Genomic DNA, 10,373 nt, shown 5'->3' with positions numbered 1-10,373 from the left:
CCGCGGCGCTGTCCCCCGGTGCTCCGCACCGGGAGACGGGGCGAGTCGCTGCGCTCCCCGCCAGGGAGCCGCTGCGCGGCTCGCAGTGGGTCGGTTCCCGTTGCCGTCGACCGAGTCGCTTCGCTCCTCTGCGTTCTCGAAACTAGGCTCTCACCTTCGTATTTGATCGGTGCAACGAGCAACGTTCCCGACAGGGAAACGAAGCTAGGGACGCGCGCAGGTGTGCCGGACTCGTCGCCCGCTCCCCTGCCCGACACCTTCACCGTCTACCCACAGCCTACCAAATCATCTCCGCATCACGCATATACCATTTGAACTCAAAGCATCCAAATATATTGTACTGCAATAAATTACGAATCTAACAAAGTATTTGCCGTGCATAATTATTGAAAATTGCTACTTACCAAGTAGTTGCCCAAAAATATTGATAATCAACAACTTTCAAAATCAGATCGAAACGGGCGAAACCGGCGCCCGCACCCCGGCGCCCCCCCAACAGGTCGCCGGCACCCCCACACCACCCCCTGCATCACACCCACATCACAAACCGAACACCAGGTCACAGCCCCATCACACACAGCGGTCCGCACCCCGCGCAGGATACGGACCGCCAGCAATGCGCAAGGATCAGCTCGTGACGACCTTCTCCAGGGTGCTCACCACAGCCGCGTCGAACTTGTCGAAGCGGCCCGAGATCGCGCGCCCCCCCTGATTCCGCTCGGCACACGAGGCACCCTTCGCCGGCTGCTCGTGATGCGCCCACGCGTTCACCGCCTGCACCACCCGAACGCAGATCCTCGCCAGATGCAGGCCCGCACATCACGGCGGTACATCCCCACCAACTCCTCCCGCACCCGGAACGCGATCGTGCACGAGCGACCCGCCTCCTTCCGGCACCGAATACCAGACGTCCAGGAACGAAAACCACTGCCGATCCGACACCACCACCGAGAACAGGTGCCGCAACGTCTCCGCGAACTCGTCAGCAGTCTCCTCCACCACACTCAACGCCCGCCGGGCCTCCTCCATCCGCAACCCCGACAACCGGCTGTGCCGAATCTTCACCCGCTGACCCCGCGCCTGCCCCAACGCGATCGCCATCGTCTTATCGCACACCGTCGCCGTCACGGTCCGCCCGTACGTCGTCGCCACACTCCCATCCAGCGACGTCGCCGCCCGCTGCGTGCCACCGCGACCATCTCCGCCAACGGCTGCGCCAGCACCGGGCGCGCCTGCTCGTCGAGCCCGGTCATCGACTCCACATCCGCCGGGAATTCCGATGCGGGAGGGGCCGTGCCGAGGGGGTGAAACGGATGCTTTCTGACACCCAAATGTCAGGAGTGGTTGGAGTACATCAGAACCGGGGTCACAGTCCATCCGTTCCGGCCTGGCCAGGTCAGGATCGCGTAGAGCCGCTGGTCGAGGATCCGGCGCGGCGCCGCACAGCCCACGACGGGGCGGGACGGATCGTGGTGGTGGCGGCGTCGCTCATTGCCGGCGGGCCGCCACGATGTTGCACTCGAAGGGCGCCTCGATGCTGCCGTCGGGGGTGGTGAACGGTGCCAGAACGTCGTGGGCGTCGGCGCGGATGCGCCGGTACACGTCGTCGGAGATCCGCTCGAGCAGCGGTGTGCTCTCGACTTCGGTAGTCACGAACGCGTCGACCGAAGGCGCCCGGTAGGTGCCCGAATTCGTGCGAACGGTCGTGACCTGCAGCCCGGCCGATTCGACGAGGCCCGTCAGCTCCTCGACGTCGCCGCACACGAAATAGGTACTCAGCAGCGACATGGCCTCGGTGCCGGCGTGGCGGGCCGCCATGTGGACGAAGGGTGCGAACGCGGGCTGGGCGTCGAGGGCGCCCGGGACCACGACCGCCACCGTCCCGCCGACCGTGACAACCCGGGCCATCTCCCGGAGCGCCCGGGGACGATCGGGGAAGAACATAAGCGCCATCTGACACAGGACCGTGTCGAAGGACTCGTCCAGGAAGGCGAGCGCCTCGGCGTTGCCCTGGCGGAACTCGATGTCGGGTCGGACCCGCCGGGCAACGGTCAGCATCGCCTCGTTCAGGTCCACACCGACGACCGTGCCGTCGGGTACCACCAGGTCGGCGGCGGTACGGGCGACGATCCCGGTCCCGCAGCCGACGTCGAGCACCCGCTGTCCCAGCGCGACGCCGGCAGCGTCGCAGAGGATCGGCGCCCACTGGGCGAAGAACGCCGGGACGAACGCGGACTCGTAAAACTCGGCCACTTCGATGGGGATCTGGAAAGACTCGGAAGATTCACCGGACATGGTCATGACCTCATCGTGCGCCCAGGCCGTGGGATGAGGGAAGCATCGGGCAACTACCCCATCCGGCACTGTCACGTTGACGGGTTCCGCAATCGACCCCACGCCCGTGCCCGGCAGAGCCGCCGTCGGCAGAGTTGCCTCGCTATCGTGTCTTTCGTTGCTGCTGAGCAGCTGTTGTCTACGGCTCCTGAACCAGCAGCAGCAACGCAACACGCCCTCGCCGCCGGCGCTGCACCGGCACCGGCACCGACAGCCACGAACGATGATCCGGACCGGCCAACACCTCCACCAACGCTCGGACCCGGCCGATCACTGCCCCGCATCCGCACCCGATCCGTCACCGGGTCCTCGATAGCGCACGCCAACACCACCGCATCGTCGAGATGACGCCCCCGATCGCGCGAATCCTCGAGAAAGGCCGCACCCTTAAGCACCCGAACGAAGTGAACGAGCCGTACGGATACACACTCGGCCGCACAACCTCGCCGTAGCGATGCCACAGCATCACCGCCGGCAGATAACAGAACAACCCCAGCAGACCCGCGATGACGACCAACGATATCCGCCAACTCCGCCCCGACCCCGCCGATGTCACCTCGTCCGCGCACGCAGCGCCTCCCGGACGGGGTCCAAACGAGAGGATGCTCTAGCCAACCTCTTCGGGAGCGACTGACAGACCGTTGGCCGATCTCACGAACCGAACGAGTTCGGTAACTCGATCTCTGAGGTCAAACCTGTCCAGGTGCTCCTCGGTGAGCATGCCCGACGCCAGCCCAGCTATAGCGATCTTGTCGAACTTCGGGTCACCTTTCTCCTTCGCGCTGGGCAAAGGGTTCTCCCACTGCCCAACAGCCTTGTATCGAATCTTGGAGTGAGCCTTCTGTGCGGCAGCCGTCAAAACCTCCGGCGTGAGGTAATTCTCGATCGTGTAGCACTTTGTCACCCAGGCAAAACCCGGTGCGGGCTCATCCGACTCGAACTCCGCCTTGATTCGCCGTTTTGTCGGATTAATACTCGCGCGGGAACTCTTCTTATCGGAGTCGATGACGACGGCGCTCGCGCGGTTCAGGCGCCTCAGGCTGATGAAATCGGAGAGCGCGTCCTCACTGGCACTGAGGTGTGCAAGGAGTTTGCCGCCATAGAACATGACCGAATAGTCGATACCTTCCACCAGTCCGGGGTCGATCAGTTCAAGCCACCGTCGAAGGTAGGTCCGGTCCGAGGGGCCCTCGACCCAGATGACGCAGTTGGCTTGCAGTAGATCTGAGGGTCGGTACCCTAGATCGTTACAGATTTGGATCAGTTCGTGTGGCCGGCGGGCCAGCTGTGAGACGGTGCCGCCCTTGGTGAGTCGAACGTGGTAAGCGGTCACCCTGCTGTCGTCGAGCAGGTGCGATGAGTGGGTCGCAATCACGTACTGGTTGGTGGTTTCGTCAGTCAAATAGCGGACGAGTTTCTTCTGCAGAAGAGGGTGCAGGTTCGTCTCCGGTTCCTCAACACACACCAACGAGTTCGCGGTGACGGTCGCGGCTGCCGCGAGCACGATGACCTGCTCGACACCGCTGCCGAGACTCGTCAGCGGGAGTACCCGCTGAGGTGTCTCGACCTGGATAGTCGAGAAGTCGTGCGGGATATTCAGAGACGCGTCGGGGTCGCCCAGCACCATGTGCACGAAGCGATTGATTGCCGCCCACTTCGGTCGTGCGTCCTCCCACTGCTCATGGGGTGGATTTTGTAGTGCGGCGAGTGCTCGGATGATCCCCCGTCCCGAGAGCCAATCGTGGTCACTTTCGTCGGTGTCCTCAACCCGGCGTGAGCCGTGGATCGTAACCACGTTGGGGAGCGCCGCATAGCCGCCGATAGAAATCATGAGTCGTTTCATGACATCCGCGGTGTCCACGGTGCCGCCACCTAGCGCATTGAGAACCTGGTTGGCGTGCCGCTCTTGCCAGAGCGGCCACTCTTTCCATGCCTGCTCGACCCGTGCAGCCGTTGGCTCGAAATTCTGGTCTTCCAGAGTGAACCGTGACCAGTACAGGTCGTCCTGATCAGCGAGCAGCGCCATGAGACCTTCTTGGAAGGCTTCGATAGTGCTCGACGACAGACCACCGGGGGTATTCCCGTTCTTCCGTGGATCCTGGCGGTCACCGCGGGAACCGAGCGGGACTGCCAGACCCACCTCAAGAGGAATCACGCCGCCGAAACCGCGTGGCTTGTCGAGGTCGCCCAGTTCCGGTTTGGTTGGTGGGAGCACGACGCCAGACGCACGAGCCGTCAATCCAGGCAGAACCTCTTGCAGAAACCGCAGGACATTGGACTTTCCGCTGTTGTTAATTCCTGCGAGCACCGTGACCTTCGTCGGGAATTGGAACTCCTGCCATGACGCGAACGATCGATATCCGGCGAAGCCGACACCGGCCAGAAGCGGTGTGTATTCACTTGTCGGTGGCACATTAACTCCGATAATTACGAGCTCGACTGCGACGGATTCACCATCCTAACAAGAGGTCCGACCTGACCACGTCCACGCTGAGCTGCGGCTGCGTAGTTGCTTCGACGAACCCGGCCCCACCACCGTCGGAAGGGCGTTGAGAACCTCCGCTACCGGCGCAGTCGACTACAAATCCGACCGGGAAACCGCCTGCTCGACTACTTCCACCGCTACAGTGAATGCCTCTCTCGCCTCCTCGTAGCTGGGGGTGTTCCCAGCGTGCACGGCGGCGTTCCGCAGACGTCCAAGCTTCTTGTTCAGGCGGTCGACGGGAACATGGGCTCCCCCAAGTTCCTGGACAAGCCGGTTCAGCGCAGCCAACCCATTACACCGATTCACCAACGCGGACTTCACTTCCTCGGGAACACCCACCAGCAGCGTGTCAAGGGAGCGCTGCAATGCGAGCTCTGCGGCGGTAGCGGCGTCAATTACCGCACGCCTGGTTTCCTTCCCGTTCAGCCAGGACCGGGCATCGCGAATGAACATCCATTCGAGCGGCGGCTCGGAGCCAGACCCTGCGCGTGCGAAGCACTTCTCCATCAGCTCGGAGCCGGGAACTTCGATGAGTTCAGGTCGGCTCATCGCGATGGTTCGCGGCCAACTCAGGCCGCCCACTTCACCGTCGTCTCGACGAGTCCAGACGATCGCCTCCGGGCCCAGCACTTCCGGCCGTCTGCGGCCGTGTGCGACCAGGTCAAGCTCTGTGAAGATCTCCAGCCACGTACACGCGCGGTCCCACCACTCAGCAAGTGAGCCCGCAACCCGAGAAGCTACATCCCTGGCCTCGGTATCGGTATCGCCAGATTCAAAGGCGAACCGTGCTTGGTGAACAAGTGCCGACCGCGGCTCCTCCGCCTCCCAGTACGTCACCGTCCCCCAGTCGATTGCCCGTGCCGTCTCCGTGCTCCCAGTTCGGTGCCTCCAAACGGTCGTTCAAACCATTCAGGCGGGGCATGCTGACCGTTACCGCCACCCCTGCGATACGCGTGGAGTAGTCCCTTCCGAGGCAATCTACGGCGACGACAAGATGGTCACCGCACTCAAGATAGCCCTCCACAACTCGCGTCTTATCCATACTCACAACAGGATCCTTGCATCCGAGGATTCGTGGGCAGTATCGGGCCGACGCCGTTGATGGGAGTGTCAGTAGAGGTTTACTTACGGGCTTGGGCACTAAAGGCGCTCGCAGACGTCCCAACCTGTGCACCTCACACTCCGATGCGACGACGGAGGAATATTCGATCATGACGGAACGGCATCAGAAGGTATCGTTCGGCGAATGATGGTTGCCCCCTCCAAGTGAGTAGCGCCAGTACACGAGCACAAAGGCACTTTGGCGGAACGTCATAGGTGCCACGATCGCGATTTGAGTCCTTCTGGCTCGTATCCAGGTTTCCGGCACCTTGAACCTTCGCTTACAAGTAGTCGAGTACCTCAAGGCCGAGCATTCGCATCAACTCCTCACCGCAAGGCGGGAACAGCTCACCCTATCTGCTGCGGCACTCTCGCTAACCCAGGTACGGGCGGCGGCAATACCGGTGCAGCGTCTCGATCGCTGCAGCGTCCGAGTCCGTCGCGAGCGTGGTTCGCAGCCGGAAAGTCACACCTGACTTGCACAGGTTGACGGCGATGTCCGGGACTGGCTGACAGTTTGTGCTGGTAGCGGGATCGCGGGTCGGCCGATTGGGGCACTAATCGGTCGGTAGTATCGCCAGTCGTGGCCGCCTACATCCGCAAGGTTCGGACCGCGTCGGGTGCGACAGCGGTGCAGATCGCCGCAAAGGACGGCGGCCGCCACAAGATCCTCGAGCACCTCGGCTCCGCCCACACCGACAGTGAGTTGGCGGCCCTGCTGCAAACCGCCCGCGAGAAGTTGCATGACGGCCAGCAGGAACTCGACCTCGACCTCGACCTCGGTGGCGGTGGGGAACGCGGGTCGGTGATCGTGTCGAAGCGGTCCCGCTGGCTGATCGACGCCATCTCCGCGGCGTGGCACCGGCTGGGATTCGACGTGATCGACGACGAGGCGTTCTTCCAGTTGGTCGTCGGCCGACTCGTCGAGCCGACGTCGATGAGCGACACCAGTCGAGTCGTCGGCGAGATCGGCATGACGCCCGTCCACCGCAACACCTACGCCAACACATTGAAGCGGTGCGCGACACGTGATTACCGAGATCGATTCGCGAAGAGATGTTTTGAGTACGCCGCCGAAACCGGCTGTCTGAGCCTTGTGTTGTACGACGTCACCACGCTGTATTTCGAGGCGGAGAAGGAAGACGAGCTCCGCAAGGTCGGCTACTCGAATTATGCCGAGGTCTGGGTTATGTCGATGGGGTGGTCTCGGCGGTGGTCGTCGTGCAGGTCGAGGGTTTCGGCGCGGGTGGTCCCACGCGGCATAAACCGGGTGGTGTGGTTGATTCTCATAGTTGCTCGAGGAAACCGATGAGGGTGTCCGGGGGCCGGTAACGCCCGGGCGTGGTGGTGGGTGAGGTCACACGGTCGAGTGCACGCTCCTTGATGGCCATATCTGCGTGGAGGTAGATGTGGGTGGTAGCCGGACTCTGGTGGCCGAGCCAGAGCGCGATGACGGAGGTGTCGACCCCAGCGTTCAGCAGCGTCATCGCAGCGGTATGCCGCAGTGTGTGCGGGGTGATGTTCTTGGCGGCGATCGAGGGGCACCTGTGCGCAGCGGTGGCGGCGTGCTTGGCGACGAGGCGTTGAACGGCGTCTGCAGACATCGGTGTTCCGTTCCTCGTGGGGAAGACCGCTGCTCCGGGCAGCGGGCAGGTTTCCTTGAGCCACGGACGTAGGACTGCCAGGGTCTGCCGGGTCAGCGGAGTGGCGCGTTCCCGTCGGCCTTTGCCCATGGTGCGAACGGCGGCGCCGGGGATCGTGGTGGTGATGTCGTCGATGGTCAGTGAAATCAGTTCCGAGAGGCGAAGTCCCGTCTGGAGTGCGGTGATCAGCAGGGCCTGGTCGCGGCGCCCGAACCAGGTGGTGCGGTCCGGTGCCTGCAAGAGGGCATCCACTTCGGTTTCGGTCAGGTAGGAAACGATTGCTCGTTCGTATCGCCGTTGCGGGATCGCGAGGACCTGGCTTGCGGTCTGCGCGTGCTCTGGAATGAGCGGAAGCGCATATCGGTAGAAGGAGTGAACCGCGGCCAGGCGCGCGTTGCGTGTGGTCGTACTGTTGTGCCGGTCGCTGTCGAGGTGATCGAGAAACGCGGCGATGGTCGCTGCGTCGAGGTCACCGATGGTGAGCCGGGCCGGCGGCTTCGCGGCTTTCTGCGCGGTGAACAACAGCAGCAACCTGATCGAGTCCCGGTAGGCCGCGATCGTCTGGGGGCTGGATTGTCGTTGCCGGACCAGGCGGTCAGTGAAGAACCCCTGGATCAGGGAAGTCAGGGTCGGCGCCGTCATGACTGCGCCCCTGCCACTGTCACGCTGTCTCGGGTCTCGAGGCGGCGCACCGCCTGATCGAGCAGTTCGGGAACTGCGTGCAGGTACCAGTAGGTCGAGGCCGGATCGACGTGCCCGAGCCAGGTCGACAGAAGCGGCAGTCGTGCCTGGACGTCGTGGCCATCGTCGTACCAGGCGAGCATCGTCGTCACGGCGAAGGTATGCCGCAGATCGTGGAGCCGTGGTGGTCTGCGGCCGGCGATGGTGGGGATTCCGGCCGCGGCGAGGAGCTGTCTGAAGGTGATGCCCAGCTTGTCCGGGTCCAGTGCAGTGTGTCGCCCGTTTACGAAGAGCATCGGACACGCCCGCGTTGCGGCGGGAAGCTGGTCGTGGCGGACCCGCAGATAGCGGCGCACGTGCGTGACCGTGGTTGGATGGAGGAACACCAGCCTGGACTTGCCGAACTTCGTGTCCAGGACCTGGATCACGCCGTTGTCCAGGTCGACGTCGTCGACGCTGACGCGGCAGGCCTCACCCGGGCGCATCCCGGTGGCGGCGAGCAAACCGATCAGAGTTCGCCACGTCACCGCCTTGAACTGCGGGGACAACGTGTCCGTTGCTGCAAGCAGCGCGTGGACCTCGGTGTCGCTGTAGATGTGCGGTTCCCGGGCGCGATATCGGCGGTTGCACATCGTCTCCGGGGGAACCTGCGTGGCCGGATCCAACGCCTGCTGGTGCCGGGCGAACAGCCGGACCGCGTCCATCCTGCGGGCGAACAGGGCATCGTGGACGGGCACCTTGATCTGTGCAGTGGCCCATTCCAGGGCAACGTCGTTAGTGACGTGGTTTACGCCCCTGGCCTCGCAGAACCCGACGAAGCTCATCAGCAACTTGGCCAGGCCCTCGGCTTTGAAACCCATCGCCCTGCGCATGACGAGATAGTCGGCGACGTTCTCACGCAGCGTGTTCATGATCGAGCCTCGGGCCACGGTCGAGCCATACTCCGAGCCCCGGTATCCGGGCCCGTCTCCGGGATCGTGCCGGGCCAAGGTCGCGCCAACGGCCGCAGGGACACCTGATCGACCTTGGCGTAGATCGCCGTGGACCGCACGCTGCGATGGCGCAGCACCTGCCCCACCTCGGGCAGAGATGCACCCGCCCGTAACATATCCGTGGCCAAGCTATGGCGCAGCCGATGCGCTCCGATCCGGGCGAGACCTGCTGTTCGGCAAGCGATCCCCACAATGTGACCGATCGCCCCGGGCGACAGGGGTCGTCCGGGTGGCCGTAGTGTCGTAAACACCGCCCGTGTCCGGCATCGAGGCCGCCCCGCGGTCAGCCACGCGGCGATGGCCTCTCCAGGTTCCGCCGGCAGGGGCATCCGTTCGACAGTGTTTCCCTTGCCCGCGACCGTGATTTCCCCTGCCCGCCAATCGATATCCTCGAGTGCGAGGCGGGCGACCTCACCGCGCCGCAACCCGAGCCGGGCAAGCAGCAGCAGGATCGCATAATCCCGCCGGCTCGGGGCCGTGGACCGGAATGACGCGGCCACTGCAAGCAGCCGCTCGAGATCCGTTGGCGGCAGGGGCATCGGCAATGACGCCAAGTGCCAACTCGCCGACGCGGGAACCGCACCCCACAACCCCACTGGCGTCACGCCGGTAGCATGCGTGAACCGCAGAAACGACCGGACCGACCTGGCCATGGACTTCGCCGAGTTCGTGTTGCGGTTCCGGCAAAATTCGATCATGAATGCCGTGACCGTTGCCGCGTCCAGAGAACGCAGCGGCAACCCGGCGGGCAGCGATTCCAGGAATCGCCCAACATTCCAGCAGTAGTTGTGCACCGTGACGGGCGCCAACCCGCGCTGCCGATCCAGCCATACCCCGAACTCAACGAGCACATCGCTGTCCGGAACCGCCTGCCCATCGGCAACGGTGCCGCTTTCCGAAACCATGACATTCTCCTTCTGATGGGATGATGAACACCATCAGAAAGACACAACGGACTCCCGGCTGCCAGGTTATGCCGCGTGGTCCACCTCCACCGAAGCCCTTGACCTGCACGACGACCACCGCCGAGACAACCACATCGACATAACCCAGACCTCGGCATAATTCGAGTTATGCCGACTTCTTATCTGGGGTAATGAGCGTGAATCTGCGTGTTTACGCAGGTAGATCGTTTGC

9 protein-coding genes are annotated in these 10,373 nt (G+C 63.5%); 1 reads left to right on the top strand and 8 read right to left on the bottom strand.

Annotation, left to right across the window (positions count from 1 at the left end; genetic code table 11):
* Positions 1 to 627: 627 nt before the first annotated feature.
* The 5 genes from P3H15_RS51440 to P3H15_RS51420 form a co-directional block, all read right to left on the bottom strand.
* Entirely contained in the window at positions 628 to 783 is a 156-nt protein-coding gene (locus P3H15_RS51440) for a hypothetical protein (protein ID WP_276144398.1), read from the bottom strand.
* 36 nt (positions 784 to 819) lie between these two features.
* Positions 820 to 1,377 carry a DUF932 domain-containing protein gene (locus P3H15_RS51435; RefSeq protein WP_276144397.1) on the bottom strand — a complete coding sequence of 186 codons (558 nt, stop codon included), beginning with the start codon at positions 1,375 to 1,377 and terminating at the stop codon, positions 820 to 822.
* A gap of 111 nt (positions 1,378 to 1,488) precedes the next feature.
* The gene (locus P3H15_RS51430; RefSeq protein WP_276144396.1) at positions 1,489 to 2,301 is read right to left on the bottom strand and encodes a class I SAM-dependent methyltransferase; all 813 of its coding nucleotides are present in this window, start codon (positions 2,299 to 2,301) and stop codon (positions 1,489 to 1,491) included.
* Between the two features lie 640 nt (positions 2,302 to 2,941).
* A complete protein-coding gene (locus tag P3H15_RS51425; RefSeq protein WP_276144395.1) occupies positions 2,942 to 4,747 on the bottom strand; it encodes an AAA family ATPase in 1,806 nt (601 codons plus the stop codon).
* Between the two features lie 165 nt (positions 4,748 to 4,912).
* Positions 4,913 to 5,656, bottom strand: a complete 744-nt coding sequence (locus P3H15_RS51420; RefSeq protein ID WP_276144394.1) for a hypothetical protein — start codon at positions 5,654 to 5,656, stop codon at positions 4,913 to 4,915.
* An 847-nt stretch (positions 5,657 to 6,503) separates the two neighbouring features.
* On the opposite strand from P3H15_RS51420, the gene P3H15_RS51415 reads away from it, so the two are divergent.
* Positions 6,504 to 7,232 carry a hypothetical protein gene (locus P3H15_RS51415; protein ID WP_276144393.1) on the top strand — a complete coding sequence of 243 codons (729 nt, stop codon included), beginning with the start codon at positions 6,504 to 6,506 and terminating at the stop codon, positions 7,230 to 7,232.
* On the opposite strand, the gene P3H15_RS51410 is transcribed toward P3H15_RS51415, so the two are convergent.
* Genes P3H15_RS51410 through P3H15_RS51400 form a run of 3 tightly spaced genes read right to left on the bottom strand, consistent with a single transcriptional unit; the run spans position 7,207 to position 10,141 of the window.
* A complete protein-coding gene (locus tag P3H15_RS51410; RefSeq protein WP_276144392.1) occupies positions 7,207 to 8,205 on the bottom strand; it encodes a tyrosine-type recombinase/integrase in 999 nt (332 codons plus the stop codon). The genes P3H15_RS51415 and P3H15_RS51410 overlap by 26 nt on opposite strands.
* Complete coding sequence (locus P3H15_RS51405) at positions 8,202 to 9,155, bottom strand: tyrosine-type recombinase/integrase (protein WP_276144391.1); 954 nt, start codon at positions 9,153 to 9,155, stop codon at positions 8,202 to 8,204. Before P3H15_RS51405 ends, P3H15_RS51410 begins: the two co-directional genes overlap by 4 nt.
* A complete protein-coding gene (locus P3H15_RS51400) occupies positions 9,152 to 10,141 on the bottom strand; it encodes a tyrosine-type recombinase/integrase (protein WP_276144390.1) in 990 nt (329 codons plus the stop codon). Before P3H15_RS51400 ends, P3H15_RS51405 begins: the two co-directional genes overlap by 4 nt.
* Positions 10,142 to 10,373 lie beyond the last annotated feature (232 nt).

It is taken from the genome of Rhodococcus sp. T2V (genome assembly GCF_029269925.1).
Lineage (GTDB): Bacteria > Actinomycetota > Actinomycetes > Mycobacteriales > Mycobacteriaceae > Rhodococcus_F > Rhodococcus_F koreensis.
Note: the sequence above shows the minus strand (reverse complement) of the source record. Positions and strands in the feature narration are given on the sequence as shown.